Origin of the sequence: Hymenobacter aerophilus DSM 13606 (genome assembly GCF_000382225.1) — a bacterium.
GTDB classification, from domain to species: domain Bacteria; phylum Bacteroidota; class Bacteroidia; order Cytophagales; family Hymenobacteraceae; genus Hymenobacter; species Hymenobacter aerophilus.
On record NZ_KB907827.1, the window covers coordinates 25794 to 43793 of the forward strand.

Sequence of the window (18000 nt, forward strand, 5' to 3'; positions counted from 1 at the left end):
AAGAATCTCGCGTGCAATGATAAATCCTGACGTCAGGGTTAGCATTGCACGCGAGATTCTTCGCTGCGCTCTGAATGACGTTGTTATTTCACCAGCTCACTCGCTCTTACCACCCAGTCGAAACCGCAGGAACCCGGCGGCGGCCGAGAGGTAAGGGTTTTCGGAAGCCACCAGCCCCACCACGTCGCGGGTGCTGACGCCGGCTTCGTAGAACGAGGTGCTGATGGTGAGGCCCAGCGGCACACTCAGGCGACCGTAGCCGGCGCCGCCACTCAGGCCGCTGCTCAGGCGCAGCCAGCGGGTGGGCTTGAAGTCGAGGCCCGCCCCCACGAAAGGCGCGGTGAGGTTGCCGGCCACGTCGTTGAGAGGCAGCGTAACGTCGAGGCCGGCTTCGAAGTACTCGCTCAGGCGCACGCCGGCGCCGGCCCGCAGCTTGGTGGGCAGGTTGGCGCGGCGCTCCTGACCGGCCTGGTACTCGAACAGGCTGTCGGTGCCGGTGGCGAAGATTTCGGCGGCTTCCTTGATGAAGTTGTAGCTCCCGATGCCCTCCGATTTCAGCTTCTTGAGTTTCTGGTCGGTGGCCGTGAGCAGGTTGCCGGTCCAGGTCATCTGGCCCAAATCAGTAACGGCCAAACCCAGCCGGACCGCCTTGCCTACTTCGGCGGCCAGCCCTACATCGAAGCCGTGGCCCTGGCCCACGGGCCTGAGGCCGGCGCCGGTTTTCAGGTTGAAGCTGGGGTTGGTGGTTACGCTGCCGTAGTTGACGTCGAACAGCGGCGAGAGGGAGCTGTAGGCCCGCAAATCGCCCGGCTCAACCCGGATATCGATAATGCCCACGCCCTGGATGTAGCGGTAGCCAGCGCCGGCCGAAAGTTGCAGCAACGGCAAATCGAGCACCCGCGTGCCCCAGGCCACATTGAACTCGCTCAGGGCCGTCAGCTGCAGGTTGGTGCCGGCCAGCACCTCCGACACCAGCGGCACGTTGCCGGCCGCCGTGGCCTGGTAAATAGGCGCCTCACGACCCAGAAACGCAATTTCGGCCGCGTTCTGATTCAGGCCCACGTGTCCGGCGGTGCGCAGCCGGTGGCTCACGGCCACGCCCCCAATCACCGGCAGCTGCACCGACAGCCCCAGCGTAGTGGCGTCGGCGCTGAAGTTAGCGACGTTATCAGAAGTAAAAGCGCGGGCAAACTCCTGCTTTTGCGCCGGCGTGAGGGCCTCGTTGGTGTCGAACACGAACTTGCGCAGCTGCTGGCGCGTGAGCGCCTGCGAGCTGACCCCGGCCCCCGCCTCGCCCACGGTAAACGCCACCAGCGCCCCACCCCGCCGGCCCAGGTTGGCCGGGTTGATGCCGATGGCCTGAAAATCGGAGGCGAATGTGGTGGCCACGCCGCCCCGGCCGGTGGCTGTAAAGTTGCTTAGCTCGTTCTGGGCCCACCCGGCCGCGGGCAGCGCCAGCAGGCCGGCGGCAGTCAGGAGTGAAAAGCGGTTCATGGGCGATAATTGAAGCGGGAGAAGTAGCTTGCGGGGAGATGGGAAGGCCCTGTCATCCTGAGCGGAGCGGACGCCAGATGAAGGATGACAGCTGTTTTCTGGTTTGACTATTCTCCCACCCGCTCCAAAGATAACGCTCTACCCTGCTTTCCCCGTGCCCAAACGCTTTTCTGCTTCCGAATACAGTGAGGGAATTCTGGCCGGCAACCGCGTGCGGCTCAGCCAGGCTATTACCCTGGTGGAAAGCACCTTGCCTTCCGACCAGGCGCTGGCTCAGCAGGTGCTCGATGCGGTGCTGCCCCACGCCGGCCGCTCGGTGCGGGTGGGCATTACGGGCGTGCCGGGCGTGGGCAAAAGCACGTTTATCGAAGCGCTGGGCCTGCACCTGGTGCGCGAGCAGGGCCATCGGCTGGCGATACTCGCCGTCGACCCCACCAGCCAGCGCAGCGGCGGCAGCATTCTGGGCGACAAAACCCGCATGAACGAGCTGGCGGCCCATCCGCAGGCCTTCATCCGCCCCTCGCCGGCCGGCCGCAGCCTGGGCGGCGTTACGCGCAGCACCCGCGAGGCGCTGCTGCTGTGCGAAGCGGCCGGCCACGACGTGATTTTTGTGGAAACCGTAGGCGTGGGCCAGAGCGAAACCGCCGTGCACGGCATGGTCGATTTCTTTTTGCTGCTGATGCTGGCCGGGGCCGGCGACGAGCTGCAGGGCATCAAGAAGGGCATCATGGAAATGGCCGACGCCATCTCCATCACCAAGGCCGACCAGGGCAACGAGCTGGCCGCCCGCCGGGCCCGCCGCGAGTACCAGAACGCGCTGCACCTGTACCCGCTCTCGCCCAGCGGCTGGGTTCCCGAGGTAACCGTCAGCTCGGCGCTTACCGGCCAGGGCGTGCCCACGGTGTGGGAAATTATCATGCGCTACGTGCAGCAAACGCAGGAAAGCGGCTATTTCCAGCAGCGCCGCCAGGAGCAGAACCTGCATTGGCTGCACGAAACCATCCGCCAAAGCCTGGAAACCCAGTTCTACCAACGCCCCGCCGTGCGCGAGCAACTGGCCGCCATCGAGCAGGCCGTGCGCGAGGGCCGTAAATCAGCCTTTGGGGCGGCCGGGGAGCTGCTGGGGCTGTAAGGCTGGTTCTCCCCTTATCCCCGCTTTTACGGGCGTAGCGTCAGGTAGTCGAGGTAGTAGAGCACCTTGACGGACACCGAGTTGTTGTGGGGCGTGTTGAGCGTGTTGTTGAAGTTGGTGAAGTACTGCGGCAGCGTTTCGTCGCCGGCCAGGTAGCTGGAATTAGCGTTTTTCCAGACCACCGTTATCTGCGAGCCGGGCGCGAACCACCACGAAAACACGGCATCCACATTGAAGGCATTGAAGCTGTTGTCGCGGTTACGCTGGTAGGCCACGGCCTGCTCCTCGCCGCCCGGGTTCAGGCGCGAAAAGTCGCGGTAGCGGGCCACGCTCACGTAGTGCCGGGTGCGGATGGTAAACGACATGCGGTTGGTGAACGTGTAGTTCGCCGACAGCGTGTTGGTGGTGGTGATGCGGCGGCGGCGACCCAGAATAACGTCGGCCACGTCGTTGTGGAAGAACGGCTGGTCTTGGGGCTCTCCCTTATTGAGGCCGCCAGCGTAGCCGATTTCGTTGCGGCGCAGCGACCAGTCGAAGCTGTAGCGGAAGGTGAGCTGGTTGTTGGCCCGGTAGCGCGGGCTGATGTTGACGTCGTACCCGTCGCGCCCGGTGCGAAGCCCGTCGGCGGCGAACCACCGACCGGCCAGACTTACGTCGTAGGCCAGCTTTTTACGGTAATCGGAACTGCCGTAGCCATTCACCCCAATGTTGGCCGGAACGCGCACGTAGTACTCCCCCAACGGCTCGCGGCGGGGCTCAAAGTAGTCGTGCTGAACCAGGCTACCATCCAGGTTGCCTCCCAGCGAGAAGAAATTTTTGGTGAAGGTGGTGTTGAAGCCCGAGTAGAAGCCCACATCCTGGCGGCGCGTCGGCTTATAGAGCAGGGTCTGATAGAGGCCAATGTTGGTGCGCAGGTTGTTTACCTTCCAGAACGGCTCGTATTTGTTGTAGCTGACCGATGCCTCCTGACTGATGGAATTGTTGGAGAACAGAATGCCCAAATCATTCGGGTCGTAGGTGTCCGACTCGATGCCGTGCTCCAGGCTCCAGTTCCAGTTGCCGCTGATTTTGGCCAGCCTCAGGTCGTATTTGTACCCGTCGCGGTTGTTGATCTGCTCCGTCGAGCCAAACACCTGGCCCCGGCGGCGCGAGTAGTTGGCCTGGCCCTTGAGGGCGTAGGTGTTGGCCTTATTGGCGAAGCGGAACAGGCCGCCGGTGACGTTGGCGTCGTAGGTGCTGCCCTTGCGCGTGACGTTGGTGTTGATGAGCGAGACGTAGGAGTTGTTCTTCAGGCTCTGGTCGAGCACGAAAATGTTGTAGTTGGAAAACGGCTGCGTGAGCACCTCGCGCCGCTGGCCGGTGGTGCTGTCCTGCACGGTGGCGTACACGTCGTTGCTCAGGGCATTGAACAGGCCCAGGCCCAGCCCGCTTTTGGTGCGGCCCGATATTTTGGTGGCGTTCAGCAGCCGCGTAATGCCGGGGTTGCTCACCACGTATTCGCCCTCCCGGATTTGCCCATCGGGGCCGGTGGTGCGGCCGCGCAGCTGCCCGTCTACCTCATAAAACCCCAGCGGCTGGCCGCCCACCCGGCGCGAGTAAAACAGCCCGCCCTTATTAAACAGCTCGGTGCCCTCGGTGAAAAACGCCCGATTTTCGTTGTATTGCACCTCGAAGGGCGAGAGGTTGAGCACCTGGTTGTCGCTCTGCACCTGCCCGAAATCGGGCACCAGCGTGGCATCAAGCGTGAAGCTTTCGTTGATGCCCCACTTCACGTCGGCCCCGCCGTTGAGGCTGGTGCTGGCGTTGCGCGTGCCCTGCTCGTTGTAGGGGTAGTGGTTGAAATAGGCCGACACGTAGGGCGTGAGCGACAGGCGCAGCGGCGGCTTGATGTCGCGCAGGCCGCGCAGCTCGCCGAACTGGTTCACGAGGCCATCCACCTGGGGCTTCACCTCGTTCCAGAAAAACTGCTGGCGGGTGCTCTGGCGCTGCCGCGCGAAGTTGAGGCCCCACACCTGCTCGGCCGCGTCGCTGAAGCGGATGGCCGAGTACGGAATCCGGATTTCGGCCACCCAGTCGTTGCCCTGCAGCTTGGTCTGGCTCATCCACACGGCATTCCAGTTGAAATCCTCGCCGCCGGCCGGCGAGTAGCGGGCATCAAGCTGCACGCCGCCGGGCGTGATGAAAAAGCCGTAGCCGTTGAGCTTGTCGTGGTAGGTGTCGAGGAACACGCCGAAGTAGTCGGTGTTGCCCAAATCGTCGCGCTGGGTTAGCTCGCGCAGGATGGAATCGGGGCTCACGTCGTGCATCACGGCCCCGATATACAGGGCGGCATCATCGTAGAGCAGGCGCACTTCGGTGGCGTGCTTTTCGCGCCGGCCGGGCGTAGGGCGGTTTTCGGTGAAGTTGGATGCCACCGGCGCGGTCCGCCAGGCGGCTTCGTCCAGGTCGCCGTCTATTTTAATGCTTTCGGTGATGCGCGTGGCCTGAAACTGCCGCTTCGGGGCGGGCAGGGCGGCACTGTCGGCCGCGGTAGTTCTGGCGCCGGCCGCCGCCGACTTCTGGGCATGTGCCGGTCCGGCCAGCCATAGCAATAACAACAGCCCCAGCAGGGCGCTATAAGGTTTCACGCAGAACTATTGAGAAAGTAAGAAATCAGACCATCCAGCCAACAAGCGCCACGCCGCGGCCGGCCCAAAGGGCCGCGGCTTGCCGCCATAGATGCCGGCGCCACCTCAACCGTTGCCTGTTGGCGCCGAAAATTTCCGAATAAAAACCGGCCGCCGTTGCAGCGGCGGCCGGCGCGGATTTACGCTCTTATTCACTCACGGAAATCTGAATGTTGCGGCTGCTTTTGCCGGCCATGGCGGGCTCTACGCCCAGCAGGCGGCGGTACTTTTCGGCCACCGCGGCGGGCTGCCGCTGGCCATTCACCGTCATGGTTTGGTTGTTGAGCTGAAACTGAAACCCCTTGTCGGAGGCGCCAATCAGCCCATCGCGGCGCAGTTCGGCCCGGATTTCATCGGTCGTGAGCATGGGCGGCGGTGGTGGGGCCGGCAGGGCCTGAGGCGCGGCCGGAGCGCGGGGTGCCGGCGGGGCGGGCGGGGCGGGCGGCGCTGGCAGGCCGCGTACCGAGCCGGCGCCGGTCGTGCTGGTCGTCGTTATGGGCCCCGAGGTTTGGTAGTTGAGGTTGTAATTGCCCCGCAGCGGGCGGCCCTGCAGCTGCTCTACCAGCCGCAGATATTTCTGGTGCACGGCGGCGGGCTGCTTTTTGCCATTCACCGTCAGCCCGCTGGCCGAAAGGCTGAATTGCAGGTTGTTGGTGTTCTGGATGATGTTGTCTTTGCGCAGCTCCCGCAGCAGGGCGTTGGTCGCCTCATCCCGCTTAGCCTGCTCAGCATCGCGTTTTGCCTGCTCCGTGTCGCGTTTCGCCTGATCAGCGTCGCGGCGGGCCTGGTCGGCGTCGCGGAAGGCTTGCTGCCGGTCGCGCATCTGCTGCTCCATGTCGCGGCGGTGTTGTTCTAGGTCGCGGCGCTGTTGGGCGGCGTTCTGGCGGGTTTGCTGCTGTCGGTCGCGCAGCTCCTCCAGTTGGTCCTGCCGCCGTTCGCGCAACGCTTCCAGCTGCTCCTGTAGCGCTTCCCGCTCCTCGTCGGTGCGGGCTCTTTTAGCAGCGGCCTGCAGTTCCTTTTCGGCTTGGCTGAAAGCGTCGCGGGTAATTCCCTCGAAATCAACCTGGCTGAGCGCGTCGCGGGTTATACCGTCGAAATCAGTTTCACTCAGCGCCTTATTGGCCTCGGCCAGCGCCAGCGCCGAGAGTTCCTGCGCATCGGCGGCGCTTTGCGCGGTGCCGCTCAGGGCTGCCCGGTTCATGCGCAGCGCCAACGCTTCCATGCGCTGCTGCGCATCGGTTGCGGCCACCCGGGCGGGGCGGCGGTCGAGCAGCACGATGTCTACCTGGTCGCCTTTTTTGCGGGCCGGGGCAATGTCAATCGGCTGGCCATCCACCAGCAGCTCCGTGAGGCGCCCTTTCTTGTCGCGCTTGATGATGACGGTGCCAGCCTCGCCACCACGGCGGCCGGCCCGCGACCAGCGCATCAACTGCGGGTTGCGCGTCGTGTCGAAGCTAACGCTGGTGCTGCCGAGGCGGGCCTGCGCCTGCCCATCAGCCGACACGCTCAGGATGCGCAACGGCTCCCGGGCAGCGGTTTCGGCACTGGCCACCGTTGCAGTGGCCGTAGCGGGAACAGCGGCCGCGGACGGCGCCGCAACCGGAGCAGCGGCGCGGGGCAGCCGGGCGGCGGCCGGGCGGGCCAGCGCGTCGGCCAGCGAGGTAGCCGCGGGCCGGGCCAGCGCCACGGCCGTGCTCAGCACCACCACGCCCACCAGCACCACGCAGGCGGCCATAAATCCTTCGGCAAACGTGGGCCGCTGCCGGCCCTGCACCAGCCGCCGGATGCGGCCCAGCACCGAGCCATCGGGCCCCAGCGCCGACAGCGCCAATTGGGCCCCGGCCGGCGCAGGAGCGGCTGTCAGCTCAGCCAGCGCGGCCAGGGCGCGGGCCACCGTGAGCGGGTTGCCGCCCACCAGCGTCGTCGCCACGTCGTCGCAGCAGTTTTCGCGCTCGGTGCGCAGGCAGGCCGACATAAACCACACGCCCGGATGGTAAAACAGCACGGTTTCGGCCACCGCCTGCAGCAGGTTGATGAGGTAGTCGCGGCGCTGCACGTGGGCCAGCTCGTGGGCCAGGATGGCTTCGAGATAGGCCGTGCCCAGGCCCGTAACGGCGCCCAGCGGCAGCAGCACCACCGGCCGCAGGTGCCCCACCACCACCGGCACCTTCACCAGCGCCGATTCGAGCAGTTCCACGCGCTGCTTCAGGCCGGCGCGGTCGGCCAGCGCGGCCAGCCGCTGCTGCCACTCGGCGGCCAGCGGCTGCACCCGGTAGCGGCGCAGGCGCTGCACGTAGGCCAGGCTGCCCAGCAGACGCAGCACCATCACCAGCAGGCCCATCAGCCACACGGTTACCAGCAGCGGCAGATTGGCATCGAAATACTGCTGCCACGAAGTCTGCCAGCCGGTCGGTGCCACCTTATCAACGGAAGCCGGACTGGCCGCCGGCGCTGACACCACCGCAACAGTTGCCGCAGCCGCGCCGGCTGCAGTTTGCTGAATCGAAGCAGCGGCCGCAGTAGCAGCAGCAGGCGCCTGATAGTAGTAGCGGCCGAATGTGAGGCCGCCCAGCAGCAGCAGCAGGAGCAGCGCGGCGGCGGCCGTGCGGTAGCGCACCTGGGCCGAATGGCGGCGCAGCAGCAGCAGCAGGCCGGCCAGCGCCAGCGCTACTACCGCCCCCTGCCACAGCGAATGCAGCAGCGTCCAGCCCAGGGCCCGCACCAGGGCCGGGGGCAGCAGTTGTTCGAGTTGGGCAGACCAGTTCATTGCGCAGGGTCGTTAGCGGGTGAGTTGGTATCGTTCTGAATTTCGATGTCGTTGAGCAGGCGCCGAATCTGGGCCAGCTCCTCGCGCGAGGTGCGGCGGTTGCCCAGCGCCTGCATCACCAGCTTCATGGCCGAGCCCCCAAAGGCCGAATCCACGAATTTGTCGAGCAGCAGGCCCTGGGTTTCTTCCTCGCGCACCGCTGCCCGGTACACATGGGTACGGGCGTCGTCGTCGCGCAGTACCAGCACTTTCTCCAGCATCAGCTGCAGCAGTTTGAGGGTGGTAGTGTAGCCCACCTCGCGGCGCTGGCTCAGCTCGTCGTTCACGAAGCGCACCGTGCTGGGGCCGTGCTGCCAGAGCACCTGCAAAATCTCCAGCTCCGATTCGGTGGGCTTGGGTATCATCTTTTTAGCCATTGGAAATCAACTAATAAAAGGTACGACATTATTCGTACTTCAAACATATACGAAACTCATCGTATATCCAAATATATAGTACGAATTAATTCGTAATAACCCGAAAAAGCCGCTGGCCGGCCGGTTCCGCAGCAGCGAAAGCACGGCCGGCCAGCGGCTTTTTGGGCGAATGAGTTTAGAAGGGAGGCCTTATTACCGCCGCCGCTCCAGCGTAATGCGGGCGCGGTGGCAAATGCCGCCCAGCGGGGGGTTGAACTTCGAGACGCTGACGCGCACGCCGTTCACGTAGGGAAATTCGGCCAACACCCGATCGAGTACGCGGTGGCCGAGGTGTTCGAGCAGGCGGGCGGGCGCCTGCATTTCCTCGGCCACCACCCGGTAGAGCACCTCGTAGTTCACGGTTTCGCGCAGTTGGTCGGAGGCGCCGGCCGCGTGCAGGTCGGTGTCGATGAACAGGTCGATGCCGTACTTATTGCCGATTTTCTGCTCCTCATCATAGTATCCGTGGAAGGCAAAAAACTCCATGCCTTCAAGTGCAATCTGGCCCATAAGGTGAGGTGGTGAAATAGTGAGATGGTGAGTTTGACGTTCGGGCGCACTATTCAGCAATTGAGGCAAAGCAAGGCGCCCCAGTTTGTCATCTGACCCTAAAAACGCTGAAGCCCGCCCCGAAAGGCAGGCTTCACTGTTCACAAGCAGCCTAAATCAACAGCATAAATCAGTGCAATCAATTTAATCTGCAACATCTGTGATTAAATGTCGTCGAAGAACGACCGTTCGCCGAGTGCCGCCGGGGCAGCTACCGGGGCGGCAGCAGCCATGCCTGGCTGGCCGGGGTGGATGGAGGGTGCCGGCTGCTGGATTTCGGGGTGGCTGGGGCCAACGGGCCGAATATCGGGCGCCGGGGGCTCAACGCGCGGCGGGGCCGGGTCGGGCACGCGCATGGGGCCGGGCGGGTCGATGTGGGGCGCGGGCGAGATGCCGGGGTTTTCGGCCGGCGCACCGGGGCGGTCAATTTCGGGGCCGGGCTGCTGGTCGGGGTTGGCCGGAAGGCTGGGCCGCTCGGGCTCCTGGCTGGGGTCGGGCTGCTGGCCGGGCTTGGGGTTGTAGCCGGTAGTGGCGGGCTGGGCGGCGCGGCTTTCGGCCGGCGCAGCAGCAGCGCCCGACTCGAAGCGGGCTGCGGCCGGGGCGGCAATGGCGGCCGCCGAAGCGGTAGCGGCAGTGGAAACGTGCATGGCAGTGGGGGCGTCAGAAGTGGAAGGTTCATCGGCCGCGGGCGGCCGGTTCACCTTTACGCTGGCAGCCCGCGAAAGGATGGCCGCCGCGCCGGATTTGGGCCGGGCGCGGGCTTTTTCCACTTTGTCCAGCGCATCGGAGGCTAGGTGGTGCAGGTCGCGCGTGAGGCCGTCGAGCAGGTTTTCGAGGCGCTGGCACTCCTGGCCCAGGGCGTTGGCTTCCTTTTTCATATCGGCCACGGTGCGCTCGGCCTGCTGGTAGGCGTCTTCCACCACAGCGCGCGACTTTTGGCGGGCAGCGGCCAGCAGTTCTTCGGCCTGCAGCTGGGCTTCGCGGATGCGCAGCTCGGCGTCGCGCTGGGCCTGCTCGGTGATGCTCTTGCCGGTGTCTTCGGCCGTTTTGAGGGTGCGGTAGAGGCTGGTTTCCACCTCGCGCATCTTGCTCACGTCCTGGGTGGCGTGTTCCAGCTTGAGGCGCAACTCCCGGTTTTCGTCGCCCATCCGCTCCCACTGCTGCGAAACGGTCTGTAAAAAGGCCTGCACTTCGTCCTTATCAAGGCCGCGCAGGGCTTTTCCAAAGGTTTGCTGCCGGATATCGAGGGCGGTGATTTTCATTCTGAGGAGCTAGGAGTTTGAAGCTAGGAGATAGAAGCGGGCGAGCACATGAGTTGGGTAGGTAAAGAGTCAGGAAGCAAATCGGAAGCCTCTTGACTGACGCCGATTTCAAGCGGTTGGGCTACTGATTCTAGCTCCTAGCTTCTAACTCCTGACTTCCCCCTAAAAACCCACCTGCCAGACCGCCAGACTACGGTCGTCGCTACACGAAACTAGCCTATTCTGGGTGCCCGGCCAAAATAACTTGTTCACGGAGGTACCGTGGCCGGCGTGGCGGGCCTTATCGACGACGCGCAGCAGCTGCCCGGTGACGGCGTCCCAGAGCTTGATGCTTTTGTCCATGCTGCAGGTGGCCAGCAGGCGGGCATCGGGCGAAAAGAGGAGGTGGTTGATGGTGAACATGTGGGCCACTACGGTGCGCAGCGGCGCGTAGCCGGCGGCCACGTCGTAGGTGCGCAGGTGGGCGTCGCGGCCCGCAGCCAGCAACTGGGTGCCGTCGGGCGAGTAGGCACAGGTGAACACGGAGTTGGTGGCCTCGGCAATTGTGTACTTAGTGGCCAGCGAATCAGCGTCGAGAATGCGCAGCTGCCAGTCGGAGCCGCCCACGGCCAGCTCGTTGCGGCTTTCGTGCAGGCTAAGGCAGCGCAGGCTTTTGTCGGAGAGGCGGTGCAGGGTTTCGAGCCGGAAATCGGTGGTGCGCAGCACGGCCAGCGTGCCGTCGGCCAGAGCCACGTACAGCCGCTGCCGGGCCTCGGAGTAGCAGATATCGAAGATGGCCACGGGCGGTAGCGCGGTGGCGAAAGCCAGTTCTTTGCTGGCCAGATCAATTACCTGTATTCCCTGGAAATTGTGGCCCAGCACCAGCAAATCGCGCTCGGGCAGCCGGCACAGCGCATACACCGAATTCTCCACCTTGGCCACCAGCTCGCCATCCTGCTCGGGCGCGGCCGCGTTCCAGGCCACTACCAGCCCATCAGCCCCCGAAGAGTGGATTACGTCCTCCCCTACCGTGCCGGTGAGGGCGTACACGCAGTCGCGGTGGCCGGTGAGGGCGGCGAGTTTCTGAACGGTGGGGCGCATTTGCGGTGGTTTGGTGACGTGGTGATTTGGTGACGGGACAAAGATACTGTCATCCTGAGCGGAGCGAAGGGCCTTCTTACCGTAGCACTAACCGTTGTTACATCGTGCTCCCGTCATAAGGTCCTTCGCTCCGCTCAGGATGACAGTATCTTTGTCCCGTCGCCAAATCACCACGTCACCAAACCACCGCAAATGCCACTGCACTCGCTCTCTCCGGTTTCCGCCACAGCGCTGCTCGGGCTGTGGCAGCTTACGGAGCCGGCCGATACGCTCTGGGCGCAGCTACCGGCTTCGGCGCACTACCTGGCCCGCTTTCCTGATGGCCGCGACGAGCTGCGGGCCCGGCAGTGGCTGGCCGCCCGGGTGCTGGCCCAGCAGCTGCTTCGCGAGCTGACCGACATGCCCACCCCGCTCGAAAACGACGCCAACGGCCGGCCCTACTTTGCCGGGCTGCCGGCTTTCGGCGTATCGTTATCCCACTCGGGCGAGTGGGTGGCGGCGGTGGTAGCGCGGGGCGCCGGGGCCGTTGGCACAGATATTGAACTCATCCGACCAAAAGCCCAACGGCTGGCCCGGCGGTTTCTAGCGGAAACCGAGCAGGCCGACGCCGGCAACGATGCTACCAAGCACTGCCTTTATTGGAGTGCCAAGGAAACGCTTTACAAGCTGCATAGTCGCCGGGGGCTGGTGTTCAAAGAGCAGTTGCTGCTCAATCCGTTTGAGCGACGGGAGGCCGGTGTATTGACGGGACACCTGCTGCTCGAAAACTCCCGCCGCCAACACCAGATTCATTATTTTCAGCCCGCTCCCGATTACGTTCTCACGTATTGCGTAGATGAAAGCTGAATGAGCGCATTGCTTATTCAGCGAGTCACCAACTCACCCCTCCCCTATGTCTTTCCGCCGTATTTCCCTGTTTGCCGCCGCCGCTCTGCTGTTCGGCATCTTTGCCGTTGGCTCGGCCCGCGCCCAGGGCAGCCGTTCGGTAGCCGACTTCAGCCTCAAGCAGAACAATACGGAAGTCAGCCTGAAAAACTATGCGGGCAGCAAGGCTGTGGTCGTGGTGTTTGTCAACCAGAGCTGCCCTTTCTCCACGCTTTACCAGAACCGCCTAGCTGCCCTCAACGCCGATTACACCGGTAAGGGCGTGCAGTTCCTGTTCATCGACACGCCCATCAACGTGGAGGCGGCCGTTGAAGCCAACGAAAAGGTGAAAGTGAAGGCCAGCGGCAGCGCCCTCACGCTGCTCACCGACGAAGGCCAGGCCGTCAGCACGCTGCTCGGCGCCACCAAAACGCCCGAAGTAATCGTGCTCCAGCCCGCCGGGGGCGGTTTTGCCGTGCGCTACAAAGGCGCCATCGACGACAATCCGCAGGTAGAAAACTACGTGAAGGAGAAGTATGTGGCCCAGGTGCTCGACAACCTGCTGGCCGGCCGCCCCGCCGGCGTAACCGACAAGCGCGCCGCCGGCTGCCTTATCAAGCGGTTTTAATTTTTTATTAAGCTACAAGGAAGAGAACGTCATTCAGAGCGAAGCGAAGAATCTCGCGTGCCATGCTAACTCCTGACAACAGGATTACTGTGGCACGTGAGATTCTTCGCTTCGCTCTGAATGACGTGCTTTTTTATTCCTCTCCGTCACCCTGCATCTCATCCGTTAAAATAGCCAGTAGCTGGCCGACTTCGGCAGCTTTGGCGGGTTCCTGCAGCTTTTCGAAGCTGAGCTCCAGGTTGCGCAGGGCCCGGCGCACGATGTCGAGGTGGGTGCAGGGCTCGAAGAAGATGTCGTTGGGCGTGAGGTTGAGCTGCTGCACGTAGTGCTCGATATCGGTGCGCGAGAGCACCAGGCCGCGGTTGTAGCAGTTGATGTAGAAGGGCTCCAGGGGCGGGTCGAGCTGGTAGGTGAGCACGAACAGGTTGGGCAGGTTCACGCCGAAAACCGGCATTTTGAGGCGCTGGGCCACCAGCAGGTAAATCACGCAGAGCGAGAGCGGGTTGCCGCGCTTGGTTTCCAGCACCCGGTGCAGCATGGAGTTGGCCGGCGAGTGGAAGTTCTGGGTGTTGGCGGCAAACTTATGGGTGCGAAACAGCACGTGGTTGAGCGTCTGCACCTGGTCGGCGGGGTGCATGTCGGGCTGCAACAGCGTCCAGACTTCGAACCGCAGCTGCTCGATGGCCCGGTTCAGGCTCTGGAAATCGGCGTCGGGATACTGATAGGAATTAAGCAGCCACATGCCCTCCAACAGGTTCTCGGCCCCCGTTTCGCGCCAGACGCGGAAGCGTTGCTGCAGGCCCTCGAACTGCAAGTGGTGAATCAGGTCTTCGAGGCGCTGCTGCTGGCGCGGGTCGAGGCTTTCCTCCCAGCTTTCCTCCAGAAACGGAATAATGGTTTCGCCCAGCGTCTGGATTTTGCCTTCCACCTGGGGGGCAACTTCCGGGTCGTCGAGCAGAGAAATAAGGGCTTTAATTTCGCGGTTGGTCATGGATAAGCGGCGGGCGGTAGCGAAAGGAGGGCGAATAAACTAAACTGACGCGGTTTTGCGGCGCAGGTTGCCGGTAGATAACACCTTCGCCGGGGCAGTTTGTTCGGGTGGAAAAGGATTACCGCAACAGGTTCGTCTTGGCCAGTTCCAGGATTTCGTCGCCCCGGCCGCTCATGATGGCTTTGAGGGCGTAAAGGCTGAAGCCCTTGACCTGAGCAGCCTCGATGGTGGGCGGCATCGACAGTTCCGAGCGTTTCACCACGGCATCGAGAATGACTGGTCCGGGATGGGCAAGCATTTCGGCCAGTGCGCCGGGCAGCTCGGCCGGGGCGGTTACGCGGATGCCCCGAATACCGGCGGCTTCGGCCAGGCTACCGAAATTGGGGTTTTCCAGTTCGGTGCCGAATTCGAGCAGGCCAGCGGCTTTCATTTCCAGCTCCACGAAACCGAGGCTGTGGTTGTTGAAAATGACCACTTTCACCGGCACGTTGAGCTGCTTGAGCGTCAGTAATTCGCCCAGCAGCATGGCAAAGCCCCCGTCGCCGGCCATTGCTACTACCTGCCGGCCGGGGTAGGTGAGCTGGGCCCCGATGGCCTGGGGCACGGCGTTGGCCATGCTGCCGTGGTTGAAGGAGCCCAGTAGCCGGCGCTGCCCGTTCATGCGCAGGTAGCGGGCGGCCCAGATAGTGGGCGTACCCACGTCGCAGGTGAAAATGGCGTCGTCGGCGGCCTGCTCATTTAGCAGGCGGGCCACGTACTGGGGGTGCATGCTGGTGTCGCCGGCCGCGCCGGTGGCCAGCTCGTCGAGGTCCTGGCGGGCCTCGCGGTAGTTTTCCTGGGCCTGGGTGAGGTGCTTCCGGTCGCGCTTGTGGTTGAGCAGCGGCAGCAGCTCGCGCAGCGTGGCGGCCACATCGCCCACCAGGCCCACTTCCACGCGGGTGCGGCGGCCGATGTTCTCGCCCCGCACATCGACCTGCACCGTGCGGGCCTCCTGGGGCAGAAACTGCTGGTAGGGAAAGTCGGTGCCGAGCATGAGCAGCGCGTCGGTGTCCATGAGGGCCTTGTAGCCCGAGGTGAAGCCCAGCAGCCCGCTCATACCCACGTCGTAGGGGTTGTTGGGCTCCACGAACTCCTTGCCGCGCAGCGCGTGCACGACCGGCGCGCCCAGGGCCTCGGCGGCCTGCAGCAGCTCGGCGTGGGCTTCGGCGCAGCCCGCGCCGGCCATAATCGTTACCCGGTCGGCGGTGTTGAGCAGGTCGGCGGCGGCCCGGATGTCGGCCATGTCGGGCACCAGGGCGCTGCGGCGGTGCAACACCGGCAGCCGGGGCGCGGGGGCCTCAATTTCCTCGTAGCTCACGTCGCCGGGCAGCACAATCACGGCCACGCCGCGCCTGGTAAGGGCCGTCTGGATGGCAATTTCGATGGTGCGCACGGCCTGGTTGGCGCTGCCGATGAGCTGGCAGTAGTGGCTGCACTCCTGAAACAGCCGCTCGGGGTGGGTTTCCTGGAAATACTGGGTGCCGAGCTCGAAGCTCGGAATCTGGGAGGCAATGGCCAGCACCGGCACGCGGCTGCGGTGGCAGTCGTAGAGGCCGTTGATGAGGTGGGTGTTGCCCGGCCCGCAGGAGCCGGCGCACACCACCAGATTGCCCGTCAGGTGGGCCTCGGCGCCGGCCGCGAAGGCGCCCACTTCCTCGTGGCGCATGTGCACCCACTCAATCCCCTCGCGCTGCCGGATAACGTCGGTGATGCCGTTGAGCGAGTCGCCCACCACGCCGTACACGCGCTGCACGCCGGCCGCCTGCAACGTATCCACCAAAATTTCTGCCACTGATTTCTTGCCCATCGTCGTGCTGCCTAAAGGTTCATCTACCACTACGGGCCGGCGGCGGGGCAGGATATGGGGCAGGTCAGAATCGGGGACTGAAGCAGAACGGGCAGCTGAGCATTTCGCCCCGGCCTGTTCCTAGAACTGAATGAACCGGGGACCCGGGCCGGCTTTGGGAATCTTGTAGTCTTTCAGAAAGGCTTTGAGGGCCTGAGGGTCGTGGCCGAAGGCGGTTACCTCGGCTTCGAGCTGCCGGATTTTCTTTTCCAGATTAGCCTTCATCTGCAGAAAATCCAACTCCATGGCGGCCGGGCTGCTGGTGTAGTAGTAGGGCTTGCCGGTGAAATTCTGCAGCTGCATCTGCTCCTCAAACAGCTGCTGGTCCAGCTCGCGGGCCTGCTCGCGCAGCAGCTTGTTGAAGTAGCGCAGCTGGTCTTCGGCCAGGTTTTCGAGGTGCTGCTGGTCGATGCGGTTGAGTTCCAGCTGCAGGCGCAGCAGCGTGAGCAGCTCGTTGGCCTTGTAGGCAGTCGTGACGCGCTTGAGCAGCTCGGTTTTGCGAACCTTCTCGGCTTCGTCGGGCTCCCGGTCGGGGTGCAGGTGCTTCACCAGGTCCATATACAGGGTGCGCACGGCCTGGGTGATGTTCTGCTCCTCGGCCTTCTTCTTGTCGGCGGCGGCCTGCTGCTTGGGGCTCTTCTTGCGCCGGGCCCGGCGCTCCTGGGCTTCCGCCTCGGCCTGCTCGTCTTCCTGCTGCCGGGCGGCCATTATGCGGTCGACGTAAGCCTGCATTTTTTCGGGCGTGCTCACGTCGGCGTCCTCCTCGAACTCGATGCCGAGCTGCTGGCTGAGGATCTGCTTCATCATCTCGGCTGTTTGGGCGTCGAGGTCGGCTTCTTCGGCGGCCAGCGCGGCGGCCTCTTCGGCCGTGGGCGCCGGGTCGAGCATCTCGAAGATGGGTTCCAGGTCGGCGTAGCCGCGCCGGAGCAGGTCGGCGCACTTATCCACTACCAGGTCTACAATCTTCTTGCGCTCAGTTTTGGTGAGCTTCTGGTGCTCGTAGGCGTGGCCCAGGGTCCGCACCAGGGCGGCCCGCTGGTCGTGGTGCTGGGTTTGCAGGGGCCGGTACTCGTTCTGCACCCGCTGGCGCAGCGCATCGGCCGCGGTGCGGAACTCGCTCACCTCCGCTTCGAGTTTACCGATGCGCTTGGTGAGCCGGTTAAAGGCCTTCTGCTCCTTGGAAAGGGCATCGGTGCCCTTGCCCGCGGTAGGAATATGGACGAGGGCGGGCGCAGCGGCAGGTTTTTTCTTGGCCATGAGCGGGGAAGGGGTTGGAATGTACTGGCCAAATTACGGCGAATCCTTGTTTCCGAGTTGCTACCCGGTAGCGGCTTCTCGCCCAGTCAGGATTTTCAGCCCCAAACGCCCGCGGCCCACCGCGCCGGGTGGCGCTGGCGGGCCGCGGGTGTACTGTTATTTTCTCATCGCTCTGGCGGCAGCGAAATGCTGGAACACCTTGCCGTCTTTGCTAAAGGACCAGACATTGCTAACATCCCGCAACGTTAGATACAGTTTGCCTTGCTTCACTTTACGGCGCAGCAGCCTGTTTGCCTGCTGCTTGTCTTGCTTTTCTGATTCTGCGCTTGTTACCGCCAGAATTGGGGTATGCCGATAAGAGCGCGCCATAGTGAATACTGCTTTTATAATTTCATACAAACACCCGGCAACCCAGCAGGTTCGGCAGCAGCGCATAAGCGGCCGTGGTTTTGCCCGCCCCTTTGCAGCCCGCCAAGAAGCCTTACATTTTCTGCAATTCTCTGTAAGCATTCATCTGCTCATCTCTAGAATGAACTTGCATTATATAGTCATCAGGCCATTCATGAGAAGCTTTTCTGATTATACCCTTAAATATTAGTTCAGGGATATCATCTGGCTTCATTTCTTTTAATTTGGCATTTGCTTCTTTCTGCTCTCTCATGCAATGAACCCGCATTGTATATAGCGGATTCGTGAACGGTTAGGCCTTTCTGGGTATCTAGCCGTATGCCCTATTATGCAACCTTACTCGCTTGATTTACGCACCCGGGTGGCCGCCGCCTGCCGCGAACCGAAAGCTCGCCAGACGCAGGTCGCCCAACGCTTCGGCGTGAGCCGCTCGTTCGTGCGCGACCTGTTACGACGTGAGCGGGAAACCGGCTCGCTGGCTCCTAAACCCGCTAGCGGGGGGCCTGCGCGCCTACTCTCGGCCGACGACCAGGCCTGGCTCGTGGCCTACGTGGGCCAGCAC

16 protein-coding genes are annotated in these 18000 nt (G+C 63.5%); 4 read left to right on the plus strand and 12 right to left on the minus strand.

The genetic code is table 11. From position 1 onward, the window contains the following. Positions 1-96 precede the first annotated feature (96 nt). On the minus strand, positions 97-1494 hold the full coding sequence (locus tag H145_RS0116100) for a DUF5723 family protein (RefSeq protein ID WP_019949187.1): 1398 nt from the start codon (positions 1492-1494) through the stop codon (positions 97-99). A 154-nt stretch (positions 1495-1648) separates the two neighbouring features. On the opposite strand from H145_RS0116100, the gene meaB reads away from it, so the two are divergent. Then, entirely contained in the window at positions 1649-2626 is a 978-nt protein-coding gene (gene meaB, locus H145_RS0116105) for a methylmalonyl Co-A mutase-associated GTPase MeaB (RefSeq protein ID WP_019949188.1), read from the plus strand. Between the two features lie 26 nt (positions 2627-2652). On the opposite strand, the gene H145_RS0116110 is transcribed toward meaB, so the two are convergent. The 6 genes from H145_RS0116110 to H145_RS0116135 all read right to left on the minus strand — a co-directional run bounded on the left by H145_RS0116110 (position 2653) and on the right by H145_RS0116135 (position 11405). Continuing rightward, positions 2653-5253 (minus strand): DUF5916 domain-containing protein, encoded by a 2601-nt coding sequence (locus H145_RS0116110; protein ID WP_019949189.1) that lies wholly within the window; start codon positions 5251-5253, stop codon positions 2653-2655. Positions 5254-5440: 187 nt separating this feature from the next. Then, positions 5441-8059: a M56 family metallopeptidase gene (locus H145_RS22985; protein ID WP_019949190.1), complete on the minus strand. Its 2619-nt coding sequence runs from the start codon at positions 8057-8059 to the stop codon at positions 5441-5443. Next, a complete protein-coding gene (locus H145_RS0116120) occupies positions 8056-8475 on the minus strand; it encodes a BlaI/MecI/CopY family transcriptional regulator (RefSeq protein WP_019949191.1) in 420 nt (139 codons plus the stop codon). The genes H145_RS22985 and H145_RS0116120 overlap by 4 nt, the downstream gene beginning before the upstream one ends. A 192-nt stretch (positions 8476-8667) precedes the next feature. Beyond that, a complete protein-coding gene (gene folB / locus H145_RS0116125; protein ID WP_019949192.1) occupies positions 8668-9024 on the minus strand; it encodes a dihydroneopterin aldolase in 357 nt (118 codons plus the stop codon). Between the two features lie 203 nt (positions 9025-9227). Continuing rightward, the gene (locus tag H145_RS22990) at positions 9228-10325 is read right to left on the minus strand and encodes a DivIVA domain-containing protein (protein ID WP_051103017.1); all 1098 of its coding nucleotides are present in this window, start codon (positions 10323-10325) and stop codon (positions 9228-9230) included. 162 nt (positions 10326-10487) lie between these two features. After that, positions 10488-11405 carry a WD40 repeat domain-containing protein gene (locus H145_RS0116135; RefSeq protein ID WP_019949195.1) on the minus strand — a complete coding sequence of 306 codons (918 nt, stop codon included), beginning with the start codon at positions 11403-11405 and terminating at the stop codon, positions 10488-10490. 192 nt (positions 11406-11597) lie between these two features. Between H145_RS0116135 and H145_RS0116140 the strand changes: the two genes are divergently transcribed. Together H145_RS0116140 and H145_RS0116145 are read left to right on the plus strand one after the other, a co-directional pair. Then, on the plus strand, positions 11598-12251 hold the full coding sequence (locus H145_RS0116140) for a 4'-phosphopantetheinyl transferase superfamily protein (protein ID WP_019949196.1): 654 nt from the start codon (positions 11598-11600) through the stop codon (positions 12249-12251). Between the two features lie 46 nt (positions 12252-12297). After that, positions 12298-12897, plus strand: coding sequence for a redoxin domain-containing protein (locus H145_RS0116145; RefSeq protein ID WP_019949197.1), 600 nt, complete (start codon positions 12298-12300; stop codon positions 12895-12897). 133 nt (positions 12898-13030) lie between these two features. On the opposite strand, the gene H145_RS0116150 is transcribed toward H145_RS0116145, so the two are convergent. From H145_RS0116150 to H145_RS24275, 5 genes are all read right to left on the minus strand, one after another. Beyond that, the gene (locus H145_RS0116150) at positions 13031-13888 is read right to left on the minus strand and encodes a transglutaminase-like domain-containing protein (protein ID WP_019949198.1); all 858 of its coding nucleotides are present in this window, start codon (positions 13886-13888) and stop codon (positions 13031-13033) included. A gap of 118 nt (positions 13889-14006) precedes the next feature. Continuing rightward, positions 14007-15719 (minus strand): ubiquinone-dependent pyruvate dehydrogenase, encoded by a 1713-nt coding sequence (poxB, locus tag H145_RS0116155; RefSeq protein WP_205619325.1) that lies wholly within the window; start codon positions 15717-15719, stop codon positions 14007-14009. A gap of 135 nt (positions 15720-15854) precedes the next feature. Continuing rightward, on the minus strand, positions 15855-17030 hold the full coding sequence (locus H145_RS0116160; RefSeq protein ID WP_019949200.1) for a hypothetical protein: 1176 nt from the start codon (positions 17028-17030) through the stop codon (positions 15855-15857). Positions 17031-17186: 156 nt separating this feature from the next. Then, the gene (locus H145_RS21725) at positions 17187-17429 is read right to left on the minus strand and encodes a hypothetical protein (protein WP_240471713.1); all 243 of its coding nucleotides are present in this window, start codon (positions 17427-17429) and stop codon (positions 17187-17189) included. An 82-nt stretch (positions 17430-17511) separates the two neighbouring features. Beyond that, positions 17512-17691, minus strand: a complete 180-nt coding sequence (locus H145_RS24275) for a hypothetical protein (RefSeq protein ID WP_157541688.1) — start codon at positions 17689-17691, stop codon at positions 17512-17514. Positions 17692-17766: 75 nt separating this feature from the next. Between H145_RS24275 and H145_RS23795 the strand changes: the two genes are divergently transcribed. Next, positions 17767-18000, plus strand: a 234-nt coding sequence (locus tag H145_RS23795) for a helix-turn-helix domain-containing protein (protein WP_019946075.1), incomplete at its 3' end; no start/stop codon positions are given.